We start from the raw sequence: 23,293 nt of genomic DNA on the forward strand, positions 1-23,293 counted from the left end.
CGAGCGTGCCATTATCGATATCTTGCGGCGTTTACGTGATGAAGGTAAGACCTTGATTGTGGTTCATCACGACCTGCAGACAGTGCGCCGTTATTTTGACTGGCTGCTGCTGTTAAATGTTAGCGTTGTGGCGATGGGTAATGTTGATGACGTCTTTACCGCCGATAACTTACGCAAAGCCTATGGCGGGCAGATTGCCCTGCTAGATGACAGCAATTCACTGATGTTTGCTGCCTCAAAAAGGGATAATTGACAGTGCAGTGGCTAAGCATTTTGCACGACTATACGTTTCAAAACGTGGTGATTGGGGCTGCGTTGTTAGGCCTGATTAGCGGGCCGCTGGGAAGTTTTGCAGTGCTGCGACGCCAAAGCCTGCTAGGCGATGCTATTTCTCACGCGGCGCTGCCGGGGGTTTGCCTGGGTTTTATTATCGCGGGCAGCCGCGAGATGGGCAGCATTATTGTAGGCGCAATGGTGACGGGCGCGTTAGCCGCGCTATTGATGCTCGTTTTAACGCGTATGAGCAGGCTTAAAACGGATGCCAGTATCGGTATCTGTTTGAGCATTTTTTTTGCGATCGGCCTGGTGCTGCTTACCTATATTCAAGGCAGCAATAACGCATCGCAAGGCGGGTTAGAGTCCTTTCTTTTTGGCCAGGCTGCCGCGACGCTGCGCTCAGATTTATGGCTGATGGGGGGCATTACGTTGTTTTCATTGACGCTGCTTGGCGCTCTATGGAAACAAGCCAAGCTGGTGACGTTTGACCCTGAGTTTGCGCATACCGTAGGGCTGCCAGTGTCGTTGATAGAAGTGCTACTGACCACCATGGTGACGTTGGCCGTGGTGGTTGGGCTACAAATGGTAGGCGTGGTGCTAATGGCCGCCATGATTGTGGCGCCAGCCGTTGCTGCTCGTCAGTGGAGTCGTCATTTGGGAGCCATGGTGTTTATTGCCGCCGGTGTCGGCGTGGTAAGCGGTGTTTCTGGGGCATCGATTAGCGCGCTGTCTCGCGGGCTAGCAACAGGGCCGCTAATTATCCTATCGGCGTCTATTATTGTGCTAATTTCGCTGGCGATAGCGCCACAGCGTGGATTGTTATGGGGGCTGCTTCAGCATCTTCGCCAAGTGTCTCAGCTGCGTCGGCGCCAAATTCTTTATACCCTCTATAAAACCCAGTCAACGCGTGATCAAGAGGTTCACAACTTGCCGTTTAGGCTGAATTTTTCCGCCGCGATAGCGCTTTGGCAGTTACGTCGAAAGGGGTTTTTGGTTAGTCAAAAAACGCCCTGCCTGCCAATGTCGGCGGGGAATCGGTGGCTGTTAACGTCATTGGGCGTTCGCGAAGCACAAAGCGTGATGGCTGAATTGAATGGGAAGACCACCTGATGCTGGACGTGTTTTTCAGTAGCATTGAGCTACAGATAATGGCCGTTGGCGCACTGGTGGGCATTGCATCATCCGCCGTTGGAACGTTTTTAGTGCTCCGCGGGAATAGCATGCTAACCGATGCGATCAGTCACTCCATTGTCTTTGGGATCGTCATTGTGTGGCTGCTGACGCATCAGCAAAGTGGCTGGTTTCAACTGGTGGGAGCTGCGCTGACAGGCCTACTCACGGTGTTTTTAACGGAACTTTTGGCCAATACTAAGCGCGTTAAACAAGATGCGGCCATTGGCCTTGTCTTTCCTGCGCTATTTTCGATCGGCGTGCTGCTGTTAAATCTGTATGCCAACGATGTTCATATCGATACCCACACGGTTTTGCTCGGTGAGATTGGCTTCATATGGCTGGATACCACCACGATAGCTGGCTACAACGTGCCGCAAGCCTTGGTGTCGATGGGTATAGTGACGGCTATTAATTACCTGTTTATTATATTGTTTTATAAAGAGCTAAAGCTGGCAACGTTTGACCCTGCATTGGCTAAAACACTGGGCTTTGCCCCGAGTATTCTTTTTTACGTTCTACTGATGCTGACCAGTACCACTGCCGTCGCGGCTTTTGATGCGGTAGGTGCCGTGCTCTTTATTGCCTTTGCCATCGTTCCACCTTCTGCCGCATATCTTCTAACCGACCGTCTGTGGCTAATGTTTCTAATCGGAGCCTTTATCTCGATTGCCTCGAGCGTTACCGGCTACTATCTCGCGGTGCGCTGGAACGTTTCGATTGGAGGCATGATGGCGGTAATGACCGGTGCTTTCTTTGTGTTGGCGTTTATTGGCGGCCCACGCTACGGCATTGTGAGTCAAAAAATTCGCCGCATGCACGCACGTCGCGCGAATGCTCTTTGATACAGGGCGTATCGCGTTACTAAGAAAATAGTGGAGCACGCCTCTTATAGAATGATTTCAGCTTGCCTTGCCTTGAAATGCGCCTGCCATCCTAAAATGTTAGCATTTAACTGTACAAGCACTCTTTATGTGCACAATGCTTATCTAACAGGAAGGTTATATGGCCAATCATGGAGGCAAGTCGGTTTTCATCGCATCAGTGGTGATTATCTTGGGCTTGGTAATTGTGGGAGCGTCGTTTCCTGAAGGTTTTGCAAGCCTCGCAGAAAGGGCGTTATCCACAGTTACCGAGATTTTTGGTTGGTTTTATTTGTTTTCTGTCTTCGGTTTTGTGATTTTTTTGTTCGGCTTGGCGCTGAGTAAATATGGCAAGGTCCGCTTAGGGCCTCAGGACAGTCGACCCAGCTATAGCTTTTTCTCATGGATTAGCATGCTGCTGGCCGCGGGGTTTGGCGTAGGTTTGGTTTTTTATGGTATGGCCGAGCCAATGTCTCACTACATTGAGCCACCTTATGGTGATGTCACTGCGGAGACTGAAGCAGCGGCACGTTACGCCATCCAGTACAGCTACTTTAACTGGGGGATCCACCAGTGGGCGGCGTTCTCGATCGTGGGGCTAATCATCGCCTACTTTCAGTTTCGTAAAGGCCAGGCTGGGCTTGTTTCTTCAGTACTTTCGTCGGTCACCGCCAAAAATCCTAAGATACGCCCCTATGCCTCATGGCTAGACGTATTTGCGGTAGTTGCCACGGTAATGGGCGTTGCTACCTCACTGGGGCTAGGCGTGCTGCAGATGAACGGTGGCTTAAACGCCGTATTTGGCTTGCCTGAAAACGGCTTATGGCAGTTTGTTATTCTCTTCGTTATGTTCTGCGCCTATATGGCATCCACTTGGTCGGGTTTGGATAAGGGCATTAAGCGTCTATCTAACCTCAATATGATCTTGTGCATCGGGTTGATGCTGTATGTGCTCATTACTGGCCCTACGCTTGCGATATTGGAAACGATTACCGTCGGTATCGGCGATTATCTGCAGAATTTTATTGGCATGAGCCTGCGTATTTCTCCCTATAGCGATAATGAGTGGGCGAGCTCTTGGACAATTTTCTATTGGGCATGGGTTATCGCCTGGTCGCCCTTTGTGGGAACCTTTGTCGCCCGTGTATCCCGTGGTCGTACTATCAAAGAGTATGTGTTTGGGGTGTTGCTAGTACCGCCGCTGCTTGCCTGTTTATGGATTGGCGTATTTGGCGGTGCGGCGCTGCATATGGAACTTAATGGTACTAATATCGGCCTAGCCGCCGCGACGCAGAATAATATCACCGCCGCACTGTTTGAAATGTTTGATTTAATGCCATTTTCCGGCGTGCTGTCCGTTGTGGCAATGATGCTGATCTTTATTTTCTTGGTGACATCCGCTGATTCGGCCTCGTATATTGTGGCGCAAATGACGGATAATGGTTCCATTAATCCGCCGTTGTACAAGCGCGTGGTTTGGGGTGTATTGATTGCCGCTATCTGTTTCACCTTGATTGCGTCGGGAGGGTTAGCCGGGCTTCAGTCTGCTGCTGTGCTGTCAGCGCTGCCGTTTACCTTTATTTTGTATATGATGATCTTTGTATTGGTGAAAGAGCTGCGAGCAGATCGTAAAGCCATGTTGATGCAACTATACCGTCGCCATGGAGATACGCCAGTGGGTGCCGATGCCTTTGAAGCGGAGCTATTAGGTGAAGAGGAGCGGCTGCGTCGCGCGCCCAATGTGGTCAATCGGCGCATTAAATAGTCAGCATCAATAGAGATAAGAAAGCTTTCTATTGCGGGAGCTAGCGTTTAAAGCGCTAGCTATTCTAGGAGCAAACCCACATGCGGCAAAGATGCTAATGGCTCGGCAAGGACGCCACGGGGCGACTAGAAGGCAGCCTAAAGGGGCTGCCTTCTCTAAAGGAATAGCCTTTGATCGCTGGCTTGATCGGGTAGTGACCATTGCGGTCGTTACGGCGATGGCCATTGGTTTTGCCGCGGTTATTGCGCACTGGTTGCTCTAACGTTAGCGATAGAGCTTGTTCTCTTTGCCCATGCTTTTCGTGACGCCCAGCGATGCTGGGCGTTTGCGTAGCGCTGAAGAATGTTAATCAAACACCTGCTAGGCTTACGATTCCCCCTGCGAGAGAGACCCAATGCTGTCAGCTAACACTGCTAAGGTGACCGGTGCCTATGCGTCGCGCCGAGAAATATTCGGCTGGGCGATGTTTGATTTTGCTAACCAGGCCTACACGCTGCTGATTATTACGGTGGTATTTGGCGAGCTTTTTACCACCGTGATTGTCGGGGATCGTGGCGACAACTTCAGGCTGGCTAATTTTTTATGGAGTCTTGGCCTGGCGATCAGCTATTTGATGGTAGTGGTGACGGCACCACTGTGCGGCGCGATTATGGACTATCGGGCGGAGAAAAAGCGTTTTCTGCTGGTGAGCTACCTAGCCACCGTGGTGACCACGGCGATGCTTTACTTCGTTGAGCCAGGCTACGTCATTATGGGGCTGCTATTAATTGTGCTGTCTAACTACGCCTATTCTATGGGCGAATCATTTATTGCCGCCTTTTTGCCCGAATTAGGGCCACCTGAAGCGCTGGGCAAAATTTCCGGATTTGGCTGGTCGTTAGGGTACATTGGCGGGCTATTTGCCGCGGGATTTACGTTGGTGGTACTGGGTGAGGCCAGCGCAGAGAACTTTGAGCGCATCCGCTGGGTGGGTCCCTTTGCTGCAGGGTTTTTTCTGATTACCGCAATTCCTACCTTCCTCTGGCTGAAAGAGCGCGGCACGCCTCAGCCACGTGGCGTGTCTTATCGCCACATTGCCCTGAACCGCGTGACGGTGACGTTTCACGAGTTACGCCATTTTAAAGACCTGACGACCTTTTTGATTTCACTGCTTTTCTCAATGGCCGGTGTGTACATCATCATTGCGTTCGCTTTCATCTATGGCGCTCAAGTGATTGGTTGGGAAGAAAGCGTGCGCAACATCATGTTCATTATTGTTCAGATCACCGCCGCCGCAGGGGCATTAGGGTTTGGCTGGCTGCAGGATCGGCTAGGCGCCAAGCGCACCTATCAAATCACGCTGGCGCTGTGGGTGCTGGCGATTATTGCTATTTGGGCAACGCCTGAGGTAACGCAATGGGTGAACGGGCATTTTGAGGTGCAGTGGCAGGCTCAATACGTCTTCCTGGTCGTCGGTTGCTTAGCGGGAGCGAGTCTAGGCTCTAGCCAATCGGCAAGTCGGGCGCTGGTAGGCTTATTTTCACCGCTGGAAAAGTCAGCGGAATTCTTTGGATTTTGGGGGCTGGCGAATAAATTAGCGGGCGTGCTGGGCATCGTAATGCTGGGCGTGCTGCAAGCGCTGATTGGCCTACAGGCATCTATTTTATTATGCGTTGCCTTGTTCGTTATCGCGATGTTGATTTGTGCCAGAGTCAACGAGCGCCGTGGCCGTGAAGCTGCGCTGGCTTGGGGAAAATAGCGGTAATGCCCATAACGACCAAGCCTATAAAGGAGCCCTTATTTCAGTGAGGAGGCATATGGTCTCGCAGTCGGCACAGCGCGGCGGCATTGGAATGATGCTGCTCTTTTGGATACTGTTAATGGCGGTTGGCACCTGGTGGATACACGGTGGTCTGGATGCAATGATGCGTCCTAATGCCAACATTGTGCACACGCTGCCTGCGGGTGAGCCTGTCACGTTAAAGCGAAATCGCGCAGGGCATTTCGAGTCCCCTGGGCGCATTAACGGCTCGCCCGTCACTTTTTTACTTGATACTGGTGCCACTTACGTAGCAGTGCCCGCCGACTTAGCGGCAGAGCTAGGTTTGGAGCCAGGGCGTAGCGCTTGGTTTAATACCGCCAATGGCAGAGTTGAAGGAGCGTTAACGGAGTTGGGCGAGGTGTCGCTGGGAGGGCTCACCGTACAAAATGTTCAAGGCTCGATTAGCTCGGGTATGGAGCGCGATACTGTATTGTTGGGCATGAGTTTTTTGAACCTTTTCTCGATTGAAATGCATGCAGGTGAGATGAGGCTGAGTCTTCCAGAGTAGTAATTTCCGCTTTATTAGGTAACGTTAATATGCGCTATAGTGTTACTATTTTTCCCGATGGTTGGCTTAATCTCGTGACTAAGTAAAAAGGCAGGCCTGTGATGGCCTGCCTTTTTAGTATTATGAGTATTCGTTACTCAATGGCGTCGCTTGCATCGCCCGGTGGTGATTTGTAATGCCCGGGAGTTTTTAATTTTTCCCCGTTGGGCAGATCGCGTACCTGGGCAGGCACATACACACGCTTAATGACACTTTTCGTATTATTACTTTTCATGGCAGGATCCTCCTGTCAGATTGTCGACAGTTAGCGCTTCTACATTAGCCCTCGTGGGTAGGGGAATCAAGTGCCCGGCCGCACGCATTCGCCAATAAGCGTAATGATTATGACATTAGAGGGCATTTTCATGGTTTTGAGTTATCCTTAGAGCCAACAATATATTATCTGTGCTGATGCTGGGTTAACCGGTGAAAACAGACAGCCTAAGTAGAGTGAGTAAAGAGGATGATTGATCACCTGGAACAGCAGTTCCAGGCGCTTGAGTCCCAAGCGCCTGTCGTGCCTGATTACCCCGATCAAGATCATGTTCTGATCATTGAAGATGATAAGCGCCTTGCCGAGCTAACCCGCGAATATCTGCAAGCGAACGGCTTCCAGGTCTCGTTGGAAGCCGACGGTGCTAAAGCGGTTGATCGTATTTTAACCTTGCAGCCAGACCTAGTTATTTTAGATTTAATGCTGCCTGGCGAAGATGGTTTAGCGATTTGTCGCCGCGTCAGGCCCAACTTTTATGGCCCTATCATGATGTTGACGGCACGCACCGATGACCTAGATCAAGTCTTGGGGCTTGAGATGGGAGCCGACGATTACGTACCCAAGCCCGTTCAGCCCAGGGTGCTGCTTGCCCGCATGCGGGCATTGCTACGCCGCGCTGAAGGCCCTGCGCCCAATGGCGAAATACGGCTACGTTTCGAAAATCTGGAAATAGACAATGCGACGCGTGAAGCGTGGCTCTCCGGTGAACGTATTGATTTAACCAGCGCTGAGTTTGATCTACTTTGGCTGCTAGGCCGCAACGCAGGTCGTGTCCTTACCCGCGAAGAGATATTCAGCGATTTGCGGGGAATTAAGTACGACGGCCAAGATCGGTCGATTGATGTGCGTGTATCACGAATCCGGCCCAAAATTGGCGATGATCCTCACCATCCACATCGCATCAAAACGGTACGCAGTAAAGGCTATCTCTTCGTTAAAGACAGTTAATTTTAGAGGCGGTGTCATGCGGCGGGTGTTCAGCAGCGGGTCGTTTTTGCGCTTCTATGTGCTGCTGGGCCTCGCGCTACTGGTGATGTTGGCGATGGTATTGGCCGGGTGCTCGTTTATCGAACAGGTGCGCCGCGAGGACTATCGCGAGCAGCTCGCCGCGCTGCCGATGTCACTGATGACGCGCCGGCTAGCCGACACGCCTGTAGAGCAACGCGGTGGCCTGCTGGATCGCTTTTCAGAGCGGCTGGATTTACAGCTTACGCTATTGCCCATCGCCGATGCTGATCTTGGCTACTTTGAACGCTCCCGCTTAGAACAGGGCAAAATACTGGTTGCAGAGGATCCTTGGCGGTTGCAGCAGCGTTTGCCGGAAAGTAACCAGCTGTTACAGGCTTGGCTGGCGGACGACTGGAGCGAGCACCAGTGGCACGGCAGCATTTCATTGCTAGGCGACTGGCTTGCGGTAACCCCCTTGAATGAGCGTGAAAGTCTTATAGAAGAGCTGCGTTCGGGGAGCTGGCCGCTGCAGCTACTGGCCACCGTGCCGGACCGGCTAACTGCTGAGCAGCAAACGCTGTTGGTTAGCGGTGGTATCGTGACGCAATTAGTGTCCGACAAGCTATCGATTACGCTGCTTTATCAACTGCCCGGTGAATCGGCGTGGCTACAGGCGGGCCCCATTTCCCGTGGCGATACCTTACCGCTGAATTTACACCTTCCCCTATTAGTTGGGCTGATGATCGTACTCAGCCTTATCATCTATTTAATTATGCGTAGCATTGAAGAGCGCATGGCAAGGCTTGAGCTGGCCGCTACACGGATTGCTAGCGGGCGATTAGAAACCCGAGTAAAAGTTGAAAGCGGTGATTTTCTAGGCCGGTTGGGAATGGCCTTTAATGGCATGGCTAATCAGGTGCAGAGCCTGCTGCGGGGGCAGCAAGAAATGATTCGCGCGGTTTCTCATGAGCTGCGCACCCCGGTGGCGCGCATTCGTTTTGCCGTCCAAATGGTCGAAGATATGACTGACCAGCCCGCTATCCGGCGCCAACTACAGGGTATTGATGCTGATATTACGGAGCTTGATGAGCTGGTCGATGAAATTCTGACCTATGCAAGATTAGGCGGCGAAACGATTAACGGCGCCGAGCTTGAAACCGGGCTGGTCGAGTGCCGGGCCATGGCAGAGCGCGTGATTGATACACTCTCGCCATTGCACGAAGGCTTAACATTCACACTACTGCAAGGTGGCGAAGTCGAGCTTCTGGCGGAGCCTCGCTATTTACAGCGTGCGCTGCAAAACTTAGTGGGTAATGCCTGCCGTCATGCCACGGCTCAGGTGGTCGTCCGGCTATGGGATGAGCCCAGGCTCGTCCGCATTGATGTAGAGGATGACGGTCCGGGTATTCCACCTGAAGCGCGTGCCGATATTTTCAAGCCATTTGCCCGGTTGGATGACAGCAGGGCCAGGAGCTCCGGCGGCTACGGGCTGGGGCTTTCGATTGTGCAGAAAGTTATGGCTAGCCACGGCGGTAGCGTTACCGTCGATAATAGCCCCCACTTGGGCGGGGCGCGTTTTACGCTGCTGATTCCGCGTCGAGATCCGCCGGCTTAATCCCTGAGAGCACCGCAAAAGATGTCTCGCGAGCAGTGCGTAAGAAATCCTGCATCCAGGGTGCTTCCCGCGTTTCTTCGCGAATCGCCGCGTAAAGTGTGCTCCATACTCCGTGCTCGCCCAGCTTCACCGCGCTAACATAATCACGCTCCAGGTACTCGGTTAGCGCCCAGCTAGGCAGTGCGCATACGCCGCGTCCGCTCGCAACCAGCTGCATCATCATAATGGTTAATTCTGCTGTACGGATTTCACGCGGGCGGACGTTGGCTGGATGTAAAAATTGGCTGAAAATATCCAGACGCGACTGCTCGACGGGATACGTGATCAGCGTTTCATCCGCGAGCGCCTGAGGTTCAATAAACCCTTGGCCCGCAAAAGCATGCTGTCGAGCGATAGCCAGTAATCCTTCATAGCGGAACAGCGGGGCATAGTGAATGCCGTCAAGCGGCTGAGGATCAGCGGTGATGACGAGGTCTAGCTGCTCTCGGGCGAGCGCCGGTAGCGGGTCGAAATGGTGGCCACTGGGGATGTCGATTTCAACTTCTGGCCAATGGTTGCGAAAGTAGTCCACCGTCGGCATCAGCCATTGGAAACAGCTGTGGCACTCGATTGCCATATGCAGCCGGCCCTGTTCGGTACCCGCTAAGCGCGCTAAGTCCCGTTCTGCCTTACGTACCTCAGGCAATAACTGATCAGCCAAGGCGAGCAGGCGCAGTCCCGCGCGCGTAAATTCCACCGGGCGCGTTTTTCGTATAAATAACGCGCTGTCGACGCGGCCCTCTAAATCTTTGAGTTGGTGAGACAGCGCCGATTGAGTCAGGTGGACGCGTTCGGCAGCATCGACCAGCGAGCCAGTTTCGCGCAGAGCAAGCAGCGTGCGAAGGTGGCGCAGTTCAATCATGGCTTAACCTGTTTGTGTGAATAGATTTCATCTTTGTCATTAAGAGCGTTAGTTTAGTTCATTTTTGTCTGGCGACCAGACTATGTGAAATTATTCACGTTGGCAGGTATCATCATGACAGCTTCTCATGTTCTCGGCTATCCCCGCATGGGGGCCTAGCGGCGAGCCCGCTGCGGCTGGGTGCAAAGCTATGGGGCACGGTGCGTAAGGCCGCCGGTTATCTTTGATGATGTGCCACGCCCTACGCCAATGCGTTCGTTATCTAGCTTTTGACGCATAGGCGTAAAGCAGCGTTTCTTGAGCGCTGATGGGGTTACTCTCGCCAGGGTTTTGGAGCTGGTAGCTGCCATCGGTTTGCAATAGCCAGCTCTGGCAGTTGTCGACCAGATAGGTTTCAAGGTCTTTGCGCACGCGGATAGCGAGTTTTTTATCTAGCAGCGGAAAGCAGGTTTCCACGCGGTGAAACATGTTGCGTGACATAAAGTCGGCGCTTGAACACCATGTTTCTGATTTGCCGTCATTGTGAAAATGAAATACGCGAGTGTGTTCCAGCAAGCGGCCAATAATGGATCGCACGCGGATATTGTCTGACACGCCGGGCACGCCGGGTTTCAGGCAGCACATACCGCGAATAATCAGGTCGCACTCTACGCCCGCTTGGGAGGCGCGATAGAGTGCTTTAATTAATTTAGGCTCGGTTAACGAATTGCATTTAATAATGATGTGCCCACGTTTTCCTTTACGCGCAATGTGCGCTTCACGGTCAATCATTTCGACTAACCGGTCGTGCAGCGTAAAAGGGGCGTGGAGCAGCGTATCAATTTTGCGCGCGCGGCCCATTCCCGAAAGCTGCTGGAACACTTTATGTACGTCAGCGCACAGCAATTTGTTCGCGGTCAGCAGGCTATAGTCGGTATACAGTTTGGCCGTTTTGGAGTGATAGTTGCCGGTGCCAAGGTGCGCGTAGTAGCACAGTTCGCCCTTTTCACGGCGCACGATATGCAGCATTTTAGCGTGGGTTTTATAGGCCATAATGCCGTAAACGACGATGGCGCCGGCTTCTTGAAGGCGTGAAGCAAGCTGCAGGTTGTCGGCTTCATCAAAGCGTGCTCGCAGCTCAATCACCACGGTGACCTCTTTACCTTGGCTGGCCGCCTCCACTAGTGCACTCACAATAGGCGAGTCTGCCCCGGTGCGGTAAAGGGTCTGCTTTACCGCCAACACATGGGGGTCGCGAGCCGCTTCGCGCAGCAGGTCTTCAATCGGTGAAAATGACTGAAAGGGATGATGCAGCAGAATGTCGTTCTTCGCGATGGCATCAAAAAGACTGCCTGCCTTGAGTGCTTTGGGAATGCTGGGAATGAACGGGCGATAAAGCAGCTCAGGGCGGTCAACGTCGCCTAAGGCTGACATCATGCGCGTTAAGTTGACCGGACCTTTAACGCGGTACAAATCATCATTTTCAAGCTCAAACTGGCGCAGCAGAAAATTGCTTAAGCCATCGGGGCAGTTGTCGGCTACTTCCAGCCGTACGCCACTGCCATAGCGCCGCGCCAGCAGCTCACCGCGCAGCGCTGAGGCTAAGTCAGACACTTCTTCGGGGTCGACGCTCATATCGGCATTGCGGGTCAGGCGGAATTGATAGCAGCCGCGTACGCGCATGCCGGGAAATAGCTCATCGGCGTGGGCATGAATCATCGATGATAAAAACACATACTCTGAAAAGCCTTCTTCGCATAGCTCCTTGGGCAGTGCCATTAGCCTTGGTAGCGAGCGCGGAGCAGGCAAAATCGCCATGCCGCCTACGCGGCCAAAGGCATCCTTGCCTTCCAGTTCAACAATGAAGTTGAGGCTTTTATTTACCAGCCGTGGAAAAGGGTGCGAAGGGTCAAGTCCAATTGGACTGATGACCGGCATAATTTCGTTATCAAAAAAGGCTCTGCCCCAGGCTTGTTGCGCACTGGTCCACTGATCGCGTCGGCGAAAACGCAGCCCCTGCGCCTCCAATGCGGGCAGCAGCGTTTCATTGAGGATTTGATATTGTCGTAAAATTTGCGCATGGGCGAGCTGGGATATTTCCGCTAGTACCGCTTTGGGCAGCCGGCCGTCGGCGGCAGTGGTGGTATCGCCCAAGGCAATTTGATGTTTGAGACCTGCGACGCGAATTTCGAAGAACTCATCCATATTGGAGGAAAAAATAAGCAGGAACATCAGCCGGTTGAGTAGCGGATGTGCATCATCTAGCGCCTGTTCCAATACGCGGATATTAAACTGCAAATGCGACAGCTCGCGGTTGAAGTAGAGCTGGGTGTCGTCAAGATCGGTTTCAGGCAGCGCTTCACGCGCCTGGATACCGATGGGCGTACGATTTATACGTAGCGGCATATCGGCGTCGCTGCTGGTTTGATCGGTAGGCGATAATGGTGGACTGGAAGCGTGCTCGTCCATGGTGGATCTCCCCGCGTCGATGGCTCGAACGTATCATAGCCTGATACTGATAGATCAGCGCAGTATGCGGGGAGAAGATGACAAATACGTGTCACTGGATTGTCATCTTGTTCAACATCATGCCAATAAGCGGCTTAGCGACGCTGTACTTCATTAGCCTTGCTGCAATAGCCGCGCCGCATCAAGTGCGAAATAGGTCAAAATGCCGTCTGCCCCGGCGCGCTTAAAGCACATCAGTGACTCTAGTATGACGGGTTCTGCTTCCAGCCAACCGTTATCGAAGGCTGCGCGATGCATGGCGTACTCGCCGCTGACTTGATAAGCAAAGGTGGGAACCTTGAGTTCATCCTTTACCCGGCGCACCACGTCTAAATAGGGCATGCCGGGTTTGACCATGACCATGTCGGCGCCTTCGCTGATGTCCATGGCCACTTCATGCAACGCTTCATCGCTGTTGGCGGGGTCCATCTGATAGGTGCGCTTGTCCGCTTTGCCCAGATTAGTGGCTGACCCGACCGCATCCCGAAATGGCCCATAGTAGTGCGATGCATACTTCGCGCTGTAGGCCATTATCCGCACGTTGTGTAAGTTTTCTTGCTCCAGTACTTGGCGAATTGCGCCAATGCGTCCATCCATCATGTCAGAGGGCGCCACCACGTCGGCACCGGCTTCTGCATGGGAAAGCGCCTGTTTCAACAGCGTTTCTACGGTGCGGTCGTTTTGCACGTAGCCTTGCTCATCTAAAATGCCGTCTTGACCATGAATGGTATAGGGATCAAGCGCCACATCCGTAATAATACCAAGCTCAGGCAGCGCTTCTTTTAGCGCGCGCACGCTACGCTGCACCAGTCCGCTGGCGCTATAGGCCTCTTCGGCTAGCTCACTTTTTTGCTCAGGGCCGACGACCGGAAACAGTGCCAGAGCGGGAATGCCCAATGCAAACGCTTCGCGAGCTTGCTCAATGAGTAGGTCGATTGAAAGCCGTTCCACGCCGGGCATCGAAGCTATGGGTTCACGCTGATTTTTACCTTCAAGAACAAAGACCGGCAGTATGAGATCGGAGGGCGTCAGCGTTTTTTCTTGCATTAAGCGGCGTGAAAAATCATCACGGCGCATGCGGCGCATGCGCGTGGCAGGAAAGTGGCGGGGAGTAAGTGCACTCAAAGGTTGTCTCCATTAAGGATCGCAAATGAGGGTGTTAAATAAGAGTGCCCGAAGGCCTGCCGGCAGTATATCAGCCATACCCTGCGGCGAAAGACGCCTTGTGGCAAACAACCACACTGACTAAAGTGGGCAACAGCTTTGCGGTAGTGCGTTCGGCAAACTCTACGTGGTTTCGGATAATAAGGAGATAGGCATGGCCAAACAGGTGGCAGTCATTTTAGCCGGATGCGGCGTTTACGATGGTTCTGAAATTTATGAGACCACGCTGACGCTGCTGCGCTTAGACCAGTTGGGTATTGAGTATCGCTGCTTTGCCCCCGATATCGATCAGCAGCATGTTGTTAATCATCTCACGCAAGAGGTTGTTGAAGGCGAGCAGCGTAACGTGCTACTAGAGTCTGCTCGCCTAGCGCGGGGGGAAATAAGCCCCCTAGAGGCGTTGGATGCGGATAACTTCGATGCGGTGATTGTGCCCGGTGGTTTTGGCGTCGCCAAAAATCTTTCAGACTTTGCCAGTGCCAGCGATAATATGCAGGTGCTAGACGCGCTGAAAGAGGCGCTGGCGGGCTTTCGCCAAGAAGCCAAGCCTATCGGCCTGATGTGTATTGCTCCGGTACTGGTGCCCCGCCTGCTGGGGGATGGTATTGCCGTCACGGTGGGGAATGACCCGGCGGTATCCGGTGCTATTAGCGCCATGGGCGGGCTGCACCGCACCTGTAGCGTAGAAGATATCGTGGTTGATTTTGAGCACAGCGTGGTAACGACACCCGCGTACATGCTGGCAACGCGCATCAGTGAAGCTGCCACCGGCATCTTTAAGCTCGTCGATCGTATCGCAGAAATGATGGATTAAGGACTATTGCGAGGTTGTTAACGGTTGATATAAAAAGCCGCCGCCATGATTAATGGCGGCGGCTTTTCGATATCTACGTCATTAGTGCCTTCGCTATAGCATGTCTTCTTGCTCTTCCGCCGCCTCTTTCTCCGCTTTTCGCTTGCGTACTAGGCGACCAAACAGCAGACCAACCTCGTACAGCAGGTACATCGGAATCGCCAGCAGGCTCTGTGAAATAACATCCGGTGGCGTAAGCAGCATGCCCACCACGAAGCAGCCCAGCAGGATATAAGGACGCTTCTTGGACAGGCTTTCTACTGTGGTGGCGCCAGAAAGAATTAGCAAAAAAGTCGCGATAGGAATTTCAAACGCTACGCCGAAGGCAAAAAATAGTTTAAGAACGAAGTTCAAATACTGGTTGATATCGGTCATCACTGCGACGTTTTCCGGCCCTGTCTGGGTGAAAAACTCAAACAGCAGCGGGAACACCACGTAATAAGCAAACGCCGCACCGCCATAGAAGAGCGCAATGCTTGAGACCAGGATAGGAATAGCGAGGGCTTTCTCATTATCGTAAAGCCCCGGTGCAATAAACGCCCACGCCTGATGCAGTACAAAAGGAATGGCAATAAACACGGCCACGACTAAGGTCAGCTTAAACGGTGCTAAGAAGGGTGAAGCCACTTCAGTCGCGATCATCTGCGAGCCTTCGGGCAGCAGCGCCATCAATGGCTCAGCGACAAAGGTATAAATGTCGTTGGCAAAGGCATAGAGGCCCAAAAAAATCACCAAAATAAGAGCCACGGCGCGTATTAAGCGTGAACGTAGTTCGATTAGATGCTCAATAAGAGGGGCTTGTGGTTGATCTTGCTGAGGCTCCTTTGAATCGCCAAACATACTCATTGGTGATTACTATCCTTATTAAATGCAGCCCGCTCAGCTTCAGTGGCGTCTGTTTTGACTGAGGATGCGGCCGGGGGAGGCGCTGGGGAGGATGCAGGTGCCTCTTCGCGCACCGTTTCCAGCGCGTCATCTAAGTGAGAGCTGGCCTGGACAGCGCGCTGTTGGATCTCGCTCTGCGGTGTTTCAGGCTGTAATGTTCCGCGTGGCGTTGCTGCGCTAGCCGGTTTAGCCTGGGTTGTCGTGGGCTTATCGACAATGCTTTCTACGTCTAGCTTCGCTTTCTGCAAGCTATCGTTGAGCTTTTTCTGCTGATCGTTAAGCTTTTGACGCAGCTCTTCTGCTTCCAGCTGGGCGCTGATTTCGCGCTGCATACCAGATACCGTGCGCTTGATTCTGCCGATCCATAGGCCCGTCGTACGGGCAGCACGGGGCAGGCGCTCTGGGCCAAGCACCAGCAGCGCGACAACGCCAATAAGCATGAGCTCAAGAAAACCGATATCCAGCATGCGTTACTTGCGCTCTTCGTTGCGTTCAGCGGCACGCTTCTCTTCAGCCTGAACATCGTACGTATTGCCAGGCTCTACGTGGCTGACTTTGGCATTCGGCTGATAGGGGTCTTCGCTATCAGCCTCTTTGTTTTTTTCTTCATCGTGCATGGCTTTCTTGAAGCCTTTGACCGCCCCGCCGAGGTCGGTGCCGACATTGCGCAGCTTTTTGGTGCCGAAAATTAGGATGATGATGCCCAGAACAATCAGCAACTGCCAAATACTGATACCACCTAACATATGCGTTTCCTCATGGGTACAGGTTAACTTTCTTAGTCACTATATGCTTAGGCGACTGAATGCTCAGTGGCTACACGCCTACTGACGACTGGTGCCGGTAAGCTAAGCCTACGCCAAGCGTAGCCATCACGTCGATATTATTGCTAGCGAGAGGCTTTTTCATCGTGGCCTGAAATGCCAAAGCGTCGTGCCAACTCGTCTAAAACGGCTTGATGATCAAGCTCCAAATGAGACAGCATCACCAGGCTATGAAACCACAGGTCGGCCGTTTCAGAAATCAGCGCTTGGCGCTCAGCCTCACCGCCGTGCTCTGCATCTTTGGCCGCAAGCACGGTTTCAGTGGCTTCTTCACCCACTTTTTCAAGTATCTTGTTCAAACCCTTGTGATGCAAGGACGCAACATAAGATTCTTCTGCTGCTGCATAACGTCGCTGCTTGAGAACCCCATTGAGAGTATCCAGCACATACGCATTGCTAGTCGATGATGCGTCAGTGTCCATGAAAATCCTTATAATCGTTGAGTCACGCCGCTTTATTGCCAGACTAACAGCAATAGGCCGATACCGGCGGCAGCCAAGACCGGCCACTCCTGGAGCTCAATCCAACCGCTTAACGGCTGCCAGGCGAGCGCCAGCGCCAGCACTATTAAACCTAACCGTAGGCGATACAGGCGCTTGCCTTGGCGAGCCATGTGCTGGCGCATGGCACTAATGGCATCGACCTGCTGATGCCGCTGGCGATGCTCATGCTCCAGGCGGCTGAGCGCCTGATGGGCGAGTACGGGTAATTCAGGTAACTGGCGCGAAAGCTCCGGCGCCTGGCGCTTTAACGACTCCCACAAGCCGCCGACGCCCGCGCGCTCTTTCATCCACTGCTCTAAATAAGGCTTAGCGGTGCTCCATAAATCTAAGTCAGGATAAAGTTGGCGACCTAGTCCTTCAATATTCAGCAACGTTTTCTGCAGTAGGACCAGCTGCGGCTGGACTTCCATGTTAAAGCGCCGCGCGGTTTGAAACAGCCCTAGCAGCACCTGGCCGAAAGAAATATCTTTTAGCGGTTTCTCTAAAATAGGCTCACACACCGTCCGAATCGCGGCGGCAAACTCATTAGCACGCGTGTTTTCGCCCACCCAGCCAGACTCAATATGCAGGGCGGCGACTTCGTAATAATCCTGATGAAAAAACGCCAGCAGATTGCGCGCCAAATAGTCTTGATCTTCGCGCGTTAGGCTGCCGACAATGCCGCAGTCGATAGCGATGTACTGGGGGTCTTCGGGATTGTCACAGTTAACAAAAATATTGCCCGGATGCATGTCGGCATGAAAGAAGTTATCGCGAAATACTTGCGTGAAGAACAGCTCAACGCCACGCTCGGCCAGCTTTTTCAAGTTGGTGCCGCGGGCGATTAGGCTATCCAGGTCGGCGACCGGAATGCCACGAATGCGTTCTTGTACCATGACGTGTCGGCGCGTAAAAGACCAATAAATAGTTGGTACAAACAGCAATGGTGAGTCTTTAAAATTACGCTTCAGCTGCGAGGTGTTGGCGGCTTCTTTATACAGGTCAAGCTCATCAAACAGCGTCGCTTCATAGTCACGAATGACTTCTACCGGACGCAAACGGCGCGCATCGGGCACTTTGGACAGCAGTTTGGCGACTTGATACATCAGCGCCATGTCTTGGCGCATCACGCGATCTATACTCGGCCGAATGATTTTAACCACCACGTCTTCGCCGGTATGCAGCCGGGCGGCATGCACTTGAGCAATAGATGCTGAGGCCAGCGGCACATGGTCAAATTCAGCAAACGCTTCCGCCAGCGACATTTCCAGCTCTTTCTCGACGCGAGCAGCAGCCTGGTCACCCGGGAAGGGCGGCACCTGATCCTGAAGGCGTTTGAGCTCATCGGCGATATCCGCCGGCAGTAAATCGCGGCGGGTCGAGAGCATTTGCCCAAATTTAATAAAAATTGGGCCTAGAGTTTCTAACGCGAGGCGTAAACGCTCGCCGCGCGATCGTTTACCGATAGGCACTAAGCGTAGCGGCGAAAACCAAAGCAGCGTCCGCAGCCACCAAGGGAGACGCTCTAGCGGGAGTAATGTATCTAGCCGATGACGGCTTATCACCCAGCTAATTCGCAGCAAGCGCAGGCTCATGGGCGCGGCTCCTGCGTCAGTGTCTGGCGCTGTGTCAGTAGTCGTTCTAAGCGTTTAAAGCGTGCTTCCAGGCGATCGGTCGCCACTTCTAGCTCGGTGAGGTGTTCACGCAAAACGTTACGCTGCTGTCTCCCCGGCAGCAGGCGCGCTTCTTCAAAGACGTACTCAGAAACGTCCTGGACCAGCTCGTCTTTGGCGCGCAGCCCCCAGCGAGCCATGCGCCGCAAGCCTTCCGCTAGGGAGTGTGCGGGCATATCGCCCAGCCAACGGGCGAGTTCGTTTTCCCAATCAATGTCCAGATCGAAAAGCAGTTCGCGGGTGGCTTCTAATAGGTGAATATGACCACGCACAGCAAGCTTACCGTCAAACATTAGTCGCTCAATTGAGGCGCCACTAATCCACTCAGATAATGTTTCGGGAGTCAGTTCTACCACCGCATTAACGTCGGCTTCTTCAGTGTCATCGCCCCGCAGGAGGTCTACCCCGGCATGATGATAGTGGATAACCACGGCCAGATGCGGCTGCTCAAAGCGCACCAGCAGACGGCTGCCCGCAAGCTTCGCCAAGCGGCCAGGGGCTGCCGGGTCACGGGCAAGAAGAGCATTGAGCGTGCGTTCACAACCGGCCAGCAGCAAGGTTGGGGTTACCAGCATGCTGACCTCTTGATGAAAAGCGCCACGGGAGAGAGCGTCATAACTTAATACCGCGGTGCAGTGCAACAATGCCGCCGGTCAGGTTGGTGTACTCAACGCGTTCAAGGCCTGCGGACTCCATCATGGCTTTGAGCGTTTCCTGATCTGGATGCATACGAATGGACTCTGCCAAATAGCGGTAGCTTTCGCCATCGCCGGCTACCAGTTCGCCCATTTTGGGCAGTAGGCGGAAAGAGTACTCGTCGTAAGCTTTGGAAAGCAGGGGATTATTCGGCTTGGAAAACTCCAGCACTAAGAGACGACCGCCGGGCTTAAGTACGCGTGCCATGGAGCGCAGCGCGGCGTCTTTATCGGTAACGTTGCGTAGGCCAAAGGCAATCGTAATGCAGTCGAAACTGTTATCGGGAAACGGCAGGCATTCGGCGTTGGCCTGAACATATTCAACGTTGCCGCCCACGCCATTATCCATCAGCTTATCGCGGCCTACTTTCAGCATCGAGGCATTGATATCGGCCAGCACCACTTTGCCACGTGGCCCCACCAGACGGGAAAACTTCAGCGTTAAATCACCCGTGCCGCCGGCAATATCTAGCACATGGTGGCCTGGGCGCACGCCTGCACGCTCAATCGTCATGCGCTTCCATACTCTGTGAATCCCCATCGACATAAGGTCATTCATCACGTCGTAGCGGGCCGCAACGGAGTGGAATACATCGGCTACTCGCGAGGCTTTCTCGTCAACCGAGATTTGCTGAAAACCAAAGTGAGTCGTGCGTTTTTCTGTGGGGCTCATGGCGTAGTAGCTCCCGAATTCGAGGCGGTGGCGAATCGACCCTGAGTCTTTTGACTGAGTGGCCGGTGCGATTAAAAAGTTAGCGCCATTGTAGCCTTGTCCGCCCTGGCTTGTCTGCCCAGGCTGATGAGTGCCTTGGGTTGAGTGACGGTCACAGCTGTTTGAATTGAATACCCGCAGGTTCACGTGAGGCACCGGCGTCCTGCAGGCGCTGCAAGTAGTTGTTCCAGTAGCTCTGTTGATGGATGGCGAGATCATGCAGGTAGTTCCAGCTAAACAAACCGCTGTCGTGGCCATCGTCAAAATGCAGCTTAAGCGCGTAGTTGCCAGCTTGGCTAATATTTTGCAGGCCGACGTCTTTTTTACCTGCCTGGAGTACGGCGCTGTCACCGCCATGACCACGCACCTCTGCAGAGGGGGAGTAGACGCGCAGCAGTTCCACCGGTAGACGGAAGGTTTCGCCAGTGGCATAGCCAAGCTCTAGCTCGCGGGCCTGCTTATGGTAGTGAACGCGGGTAGGCGTAGGAGCAGTCATAACAAACCTCTAAACAGGCGGGGCGCAGGCAGCTAATTGCCACCTACGCCCCGCTTCGGTTATGTAAAGATGCGGACGCTTATAAGATATAGCGCGATAAATCTTCGTCAACTGCCAATTCGCCAAGCTGTGCATTGACGTAGTCGCCGTCAATCACCAGCGGGCCTTCCATGTCGCCACCTTTGAAGGAGGCCTCTTCCAGCAGCCGCTCCATCACGGTGTGCAAACGGCGAGCGCCGATGTTTTCGGTGCCTTCGTTGACCTGCCAGGAGATCTGCGCGATGCGCTCGATACCGTCTGGCGTAAACTCAATGTCGAGACCTTCCGTCGCCAGCAGCGCTATATATTGTTTAGTCAGCGAGGCGGAAGGCTCGGTCAGAATGCGTTTGAAATCGTTGGGCGTGAGTGCATCGAGTTCAACGCGGATTGGCAGACGACCTTGAAGCTCCGGAATCAGGTCCGACGGACGCGCCAGATGGAAAGCCCCCGAGGCGATAAACAGAATATGATCGGTTTTAACCATGCCGTATTTGGTTGAAACGGTTGAGCCCTCAATGAGCGGCAACAGATCACGCTGCACGCCTTCGCGAGACACTTCACCACCGCTAGACTGGCCGCTGCCTTTGGCAACTTTGTCGATCTCATCTAAAAACACGATGCCGTGCTGCTCAACTGAATACACCGCACGCGCCTTGATCTCTTCTTCATTGACCAGCTTGCCGGCTTCTTCGTCGCGCAGCAGTACGAGCGCTTCTTTTACCGTCACACGACGGTTTTCGCGCTTTTGCTGGCCCATGTTGGAGAACATGCTTTGTAGCTGATTGGTCATCTCTTCCATGCCCGGCGGGGTCATGATGTCGACGCCTTGGCTTTGAGCCGATACTTCGATATCAATCTCTTTTTCGTCTAACTGCCCTTCACGGAGCTTCTTGCGGAAGGTCTGGCGAGTGCCGTTATCTTCACGGGGCTTGTCTTCCTGACCACGCGGCGGCGGTAGCAGGGCATCGAGTACCCGGTCTTCGGCAGCATCGGCGGCACGGTGGCCTACGTCTTCTTTGGCCTGCTCGCGCACCATTTTGATGGCGTTTTCCATCAAGTCGCGAATAATCGACTCGACGTCGCGGCCAACGTAGCCAACTTCGGTAAACTTAGTGGCTTCGACTTTAATAAACGGCGCTTTAGCAAGCTTGGCAAGGCGGCGTGCAATCTCAGTTTTACCCACGCCGGTGGGGCCGATCATCAGAATGTTCTTGGGCGTGACTTCCGGACGCAAATCGTCATCCAGCTGCATGCGGCGCCAGCGATTACGCAGGGCAATGGCAACAGCACGCTTAGCATCCTGCTGGCCAATAATGTACTGATCAAGAGCGTGAACGATTTCGCGGGGTGTCATCTGAGTCATAACGGTAACCTTTGTGTTCTTTGAGCGGCGTGAAGAGGACGCGTGGGGCTATGAGCGCCCATCGATCGACAGCTCTTCGAGCGTCACGTGGTGGTTGGTGAACACACAGATATCACCAGCGATAGCCAGCGATTTTTCGGTGATTTCACGTGCCGACAGCTCGGTGTTTTCTAGCAGCGCTCGGGCGCTGGCCTCGGCGAAGTTGCCGCCAGAACCAATGGCAATAACGCCGTGTTCGGGCTCCACCACGTCGCCGTTGCCGGTAATGATCAGCGAGGTGGTGTGGTCGGCGACGACGAGCAATGCTTCCAGGCGGCGCAGCGCGCGCTCGGTCCGCCAATCTTTTGCTAGCTCAACAGCGGCTTTAGTCAGATGCCCCTGATATTTTTCTAGCTGCGCTTCAAAGCGCTCAAACAGCGTAAACGCGTCTGCAGTGCCGCCCGCGAACCCGGCAAGTACCTTGCCACGGTAGAGGCGACGGACTTTGCTGGCGTTACCCTTCATTACAGTATTGCCCAGCGATACTTGACCATCGCCAGCGAGGGCGACCTGATTACCACGACGAACGGAAACAATGGTGGTCATGGAGATAACTCCTTGGGGGAGACACGCTCCCGATGACTGGCTGGTCGCTCAGCAAGCGACCGTTGTGTAAGCGTTCACAACAAAATGCGGGCGGCTGATAAAAAATCAACCACCCGCAGGACATCGGGGGTGGGTTTATCAGTTTTGCAGCTGAATAAGCAGCGGCTCAATACCTTGTGTCGCCATCAAATCCTGCGCGCGATTAAGCTCGCGAGTATCTTCATAGGGGCCAACCTGGACGCGGTGCCACGTGTTGCCATCGGCCTGCACTTCGCTAATTTGTGCCAGCAGGCTGAGGTTGCGCAGTCGGCCGCGCAGCTGTTCAGCATCGCTTAGCTGGCGAAACGAGGCTGCTTGAAGCATGTAGCGGCTGGGCGTGCTACTGCTGGCAGCGCTCTCCTGGGCAGCCGACACTTGATCCTCAGGGCGCGTGTTGGCGGCAATCACTTGCGCAATGGGGTCATCGCCCGCAGCTGCATCGGATGCGGTGCTGCTCTCGGCGGTCTGCTCCGTGGCTTCGGGGCGGACAACGCTTGACGGCAGCGTAACGCCAGGCGCAATAACTTCGGTTTCAGGCAGCAGCGTATAAAACTCGAAGGTGGGCATTGAGGGCTCCGCTGGACCTTCGGTTGCTCGTGCAGCGTCGCGCTCCTCGCTACCGGAAGGCTTTGGTAGCACGGTTGCCTGAGGAGGCTCACTCTGCTCCTGCCACGGCGCAGTGCCGTGCTGGTGCTGAGCAAGAAAGAAGCCGATGGCCATGCCTGCAAGGCCCCATAGCCAACCGGGGATGCGAAAGCCGCCGCCGGCGCCTGAGGACGACTTGCGCTGTGAGGTAGCGCCTCGGCGGGTAGGCTTTTTGCGGGGGGTGGCCATGC

General features: G+C 53.8%; 24 protein-coding genes and 2 pseudogenes. 11 read left to right on the forward strand and 15 right to left on the reverse strand.

The features are described from left to right. The 7 genes and pseudogenes from ACTH5D_RS05685 to ACTH5D_RS05715 form a co-directional block, all read left to right on the forward strand. Positions 1–253: pseudogene (locus tag ACTH5D_RS05685) on the forward strand (manganese ABC transporter ATP-binding protein); the annotation flags it as partial. A 2-nt stretch (positions 254–255) separates the two neighbouring features. Further along, positions 256–1,386: a metal ABC transporter permease gene (locus tag ACTH5D_RS05690; RefSeq protein ID WP_096278146.1), complete on the forward strand. Its 1,131-nt coding sequence runs from the start codon at positions 256–258 to the stop codon at positions 1,384–1,386. Beyond that, positions 1,386–2,291: a metal ABC transporter permease gene (locus ACTH5D_RS05695; RefSeq protein WP_096278148.1), complete on the forward strand. Its 906-nt coding sequence runs from the start codon at positions 1,386–1,388 to the stop codon at positions 2,289–2,291. The genes ACTH5D_RS05690 and ACTH5D_RS05695 overlap by 1 nt, the downstream gene beginning before the upstream one ends. Before the next feature lie 160 nt (positions 2,292–2,451). Continuing rightward, positions 2,452–4,074, forward strand: a complete 1,623-nt coding sequence (locus ACTH5D_RS05700; RefSeq protein WP_096278150.1) for a BCCT family transporter — start codon at positions 2,452–2,454, stop codon at positions 4,072–4,074. Between the two features lie 97 nt (positions 4,075–4,171). Further along, positions 4,172–4,336, forward strand: a complete 165-nt coding sequence (locus tag ACTH5D_RS05705; protein WP_176483371.1) for a hypothetical protein — start codon at positions 4,172–4,174, stop codon at positions 4,334–4,336. A gap of 132 nt (positions 4,337–4,468) precedes the next feature. Next, positions 4,469–5,812, forward strand: coding sequence for an MFS transporter (locus ACTH5D_RS05710; RefSeq protein WP_096278152.1), 1,344 nt, complete (start codon positions 4,469–4,471; stop codon positions 5,810–5,812). A gap of 58 nt (positions 5,813–5,870) precedes the next feature. Then, positions 5,871–6,383: a retropepsin-like aspartic protease family protein gene (locus tag ACTH5D_RS05715; RefSeq protein ID WP_096278154.1), complete on the forward strand. Its 513-nt coding sequence runs from the start codon at positions 5,871–5,873 to the stop codon at positions 6,381–6,383. Between the two features lie 133 nt (positions 6,384–6,516). Here the strand turns inward: ACTH5D_RS05715 and ACTH5D_RS05720 are convergent, their stop codons facing one another. Then, complete coding sequence (locus ACTH5D_RS05720; RefSeq protein WP_176483372.1) at positions 6,517–6,657, reverse strand: hypothetical protein; 141 nt, start codon at positions 6,655–6,657, stop codon at positions 6,517–6,519. Positions 6,658–6,885: 228 nt separating this feature from the next. On the opposite strand from ACTH5D_RS05720, the gene ACTH5D_RS05725 reads away from it, so the two are divergent. Both ACTH5D_RS05725 and ACTH5D_RS05730 read left to right on the forward strand, forming a co-directional pair. Continuing rightward, positions 6,886–7,644, forward strand: a complete 759-nt coding sequence (locus ACTH5D_RS05725) for a response regulator (protein WP_096278156.1) — start codon at positions 6,886–6,888, stop codon at positions 7,642–7,644. 16 nt (positions 7,645–7,660) lie between these two features. Continuing rightward, positions 7,661–9,259 carry an ATP-binding protein gene (locus tag ACTH5D_RS05730; RefSeq protein ID WP_096278158.1) on the forward strand — a complete coding sequence of 533 codons (1,599 nt, stop codon included), beginning with the start codon at positions 7,661–7,663 and terminating at the stop codon, positions 9,257–9,259. Here ACTH5D_RS05730 and ACTH5D_RS05735 read toward each other — a convergent pair. Further along, complete coding sequence (locus tag ACTH5D_RS05735; protein ID WP_096278160.1) at positions 9,222–10,160, reverse strand: LysR family transcriptional regulator; 939 nt, start codon at positions 10,158–10,160, stop codon at positions 9,222–9,224. The two genes, ACTH5D_RS05730 and ACTH5D_RS05735, sit on opposite strands and share 38 nt — an antisense overlap. A 168-nt stretch (positions 10,161–10,328) precedes the next feature. Between ACTH5D_RS05735 and ACTH5D_RS05740 the strand changes: the two are divergent. Beyond that, positions 10,329–10,412, forward strand: a pseudogene (locus ACTH5D_RS05740) (hypothetical protein); the annotation flags it as partial. Positions 10,413–10,418: 6 nt separating this feature from the next. Here ACTH5D_RS05740 and ppk1 read toward each other — a convergent pair. Continuing rightward, positions 10,419–12,608, reverse strand: a complete 2,190-nt coding sequence (gene ppk1 / locus ACTH5D_RS05745; RefSeq protein ID WP_096278162.1) for a polyphosphate kinase 1 — start codon at positions 12,606–12,608, stop codon at positions 10,419–10,421. Between the two features lie 153 nt (positions 12,609–12,761). Then, the gene (gene hemB, locus ACTH5D_RS05750; protein ID WP_096278164.1) at positions 12,762–13,772 is read right to left on the reverse strand and encodes a porphobilinogen synthase; all 1,011 of its coding nucleotides are present in this window, start codon (positions 13,770–13,772) and stop codon (positions 12,762–12,764) included. Between the two features lie 193 nt (positions 13,773–13,965). Between hemB and elbB the strand changes: the two genes are divergently transcribed. After that, complete coding sequence (elbB, locus tag ACTH5D_RS05755; protein ID WP_192536094.1) at positions 13,966–14,625, forward strand: isoprenoid biosynthesis glyoxalase ElbB; 660 nt, start codon at positions 13,966–13,968, stop codon at positions 14,623–14,625. Between the two features lie 93 nt (positions 14,626–14,718). Here elbB and tatC read toward each other — a convergent pair whose 3' ends face one another. The 11 genes from tatC to ACTH5D_RS05810 form a co-directional block, all read right to left on the reverse strand. Next, entirely contained in the window at positions 14,719–15,510 is a 792-nt protein-coding gene (gene tatC / locus ACTH5D_RS05760) for a twin-arginine translocase subunit TatC (RefSeq protein WP_096278168.1), read from the reverse strand. Beyond that, positions 15,507–16,016: a Sec-independent protein translocase protein TatB gene (tatB, locus tag ACTH5D_RS05765; protein ID WP_096278170.1), complete on the reverse strand. Its 510-nt coding sequence runs from the start codon at positions 16,014–16,016 to the stop codon at positions 15,507–15,509. The genes tatC and tatB overlap by 4 nt, the downstream gene beginning before the upstream one ends. 3 nt (positions 16,017–16,019) lie before the next feature. Continuing rightward, on the reverse strand, positions 16,020–16,295 hold the full coding sequence (gene tatA / locus ACTH5D_RS05770) for a Sec-independent protein translocase subunit TatA (RefSeq protein ID WP_096278172.1): 276 nt from the start codon (positions 16,293–16,295) through the stop codon (positions 16,020–16,022). Positions 16,296–16,438: 143 nt separating this feature from the next. Then, positions 16,439–16,795, reverse strand: coding sequence for a phosphoribosyl-ATP diphosphatase (locus ACTH5D_RS05775; RefSeq protein WP_096278174.1), 357 nt, complete (start codon positions 16,793–16,795; stop codon positions 16,439–16,441). 32 nt (positions 16,796–16,827) lie between these two features. Next, on the reverse strand, positions 16,828–18,450 hold the full coding sequence (ubiB, locus tag ACTH5D_RS05780) for a ubiquinone biosynthesis regulatory protein kinase UbiB (RefSeq protein WP_096278176.1): 1,623 nt from the start codon (positions 18,448–18,450) through the stop codon (positions 16,828–16,830). After that, entirely contained in the window at positions 18,447–19,103 is a 657-nt protein-coding gene (locus ACTH5D_RS05785) for a ubiquinone biosynthesis accessory factor UbiJ (protein ID WP_096278178.1), read from the reverse strand. Before ACTH5D_RS05785 ends, ubiB begins: the two co-directional genes overlap by 4 nt. Before the next feature lie 37 nt (positions 19,104–19,140). Next, a complete protein-coding gene (gene ubiE, locus ACTH5D_RS05790; protein ID WP_096278180.1) occupies positions 19,141–19,896 on the reverse strand; it encodes a bifunctional demethylmenaquinone methyltransferase/2-methoxy-6-polyprenyl-1,4-benzoquinol methylase UbiE in 756 nt (251 codons plus the stop codon). 151 nt (positions 19,897–20,047) lie between these two features. Next, complete coding sequence (locus ACTH5D_RS05795; protein WP_096278182.1) at positions 20,048–20,431, reverse strand: gamma-butyrobetaine hydroxylase-like domain-containing protein; 384 nt, start codon at positions 20,429–20,431, stop codon at positions 20,048–20,050. Between the two features lie 79 nt (positions 20,432–20,510). After that, positions 20,511–21,833, reverse strand: a complete 1,323-nt coding sequence (gene hslU / locus ACTH5D_RS05800) for an ATP-dependent protease ATPase subunit HslU (RefSeq protein WP_096278184.1) — start codon at positions 21,831–21,833, stop codon at positions 20,511–20,513. Positions 21,834–21,881: 48 nt separating this feature from the next. After that, on the reverse strand, positions 21,882–22,418 hold the full coding sequence (gene hslV, locus ACTH5D_RS05805; protein ID WP_096278186.1) for an ATP-dependent protease subunit HslV: 537 nt from the start codon (positions 22,416–22,418) through the stop codon (positions 21,882–21,884). Between the two features lie 138 nt (positions 22,419–22,556). Further along, positions 22,557–23,291: an SPOR domain-containing protein gene (locus ACTH5D_RS05810; protein WP_096278188.1), complete on the reverse strand. Its 735-nt coding sequence runs from the start codon at positions 23,289–23,291 to the stop codon at positions 22,557–22,559. Positions 23,292–23,293: the final 2 nt, after the last annotated feature.

This window comes from Halomonas sp. (assembly GCF_052095695.1).
Classification (GTDB): Bacteria; Pseudomonadota; Gammaproteobacteria; order Pseudomonadales; family Halomonadaceae; genus Vreelandella.